We start from the raw sequence: 696 nt of genomic DNA, 5'->3' as shown, positions 1-696 counted from the left end.
CACCTGCACCTGATCCGCGGCGGGCTGAACTACAATCTCGAGCTGCGCTGGGAAGGCGTACCGTCCCTGGCAGATGCCCTGCGCATGCTGAAAGAGCAGGCCCTGCGCACGCCGTCGCCCCAGTGGGTGCGCGTGGTGGGGGGCTGGAGCGAGTTCCAGTTTGCCGAGCGCCGTATGCCGACGCTGGATGAAATTAACGACGCCGCGCCGGATACGCCGGTGTTTATCCTGCACCTGTACGACCGCGCCCTGCTCAACCGCGCCGCGCTGAAGGTGGTCGGCTACACCAGGGACACGCCGAATCCGCCGGGCGGGGAGATCCAGCGCGACGCCAACGGCAACCCGACCGGGATGCTGATCGCCCGCCCGAACGCCATGATCCTGTACTCAACCCTCGCCAAAGGGCCGAAGCTGCCACTGGAGCAGCAGGTCAACTCCACGCGCCAGTTCATGCGCGAGCTGAACCGCCTGGGGCTGACCAGTGCCATCGACGCGGGCGGCGGCTTCCAGAACTACCCGGAAGATTACGAGGTAATTGCCGAGCTGCACGAGAAAAAGCAGATGACCATCCGCATCGCCTACAACCTGTTTACCCAGCGTCCGGGCCACGAGCTGGAAGACTTTGAAAAATGGACCGACATGCTCACGCCGGGCCAGGGCAGCGACTTCTTCCGCCACAACGGCGCGGGCGAGATG

1 protein-coding gene is annotated in these 696 nt (G+C 64.9%); it reads left to right on the top strand.

What is annotated here, in order from left to right; all coding sequences use genetic code 11:
* A partial coding sequence (locus HP459_RS23225; RefSeq protein WP_171936960.1) for an amidohydrolase family protein occupies window positions 1-696 on the top strand: 696 nt, incomplete at both ends.

Origin of the sequence: Enterobacter sp. CM29, from assembly GCF_013179605.1 — a bacterium.
Taxonomy (GTDB): domain Bacteria; phylum Pseudomonadota; class Gammaproteobacteria; order Enterobacterales; family Enterobacteriaceae; genus Enterobacter; species Enterobacter intestinihominis.
This window is presented reverse-complemented; position numbering and strand designations above follow the sequence as displayed.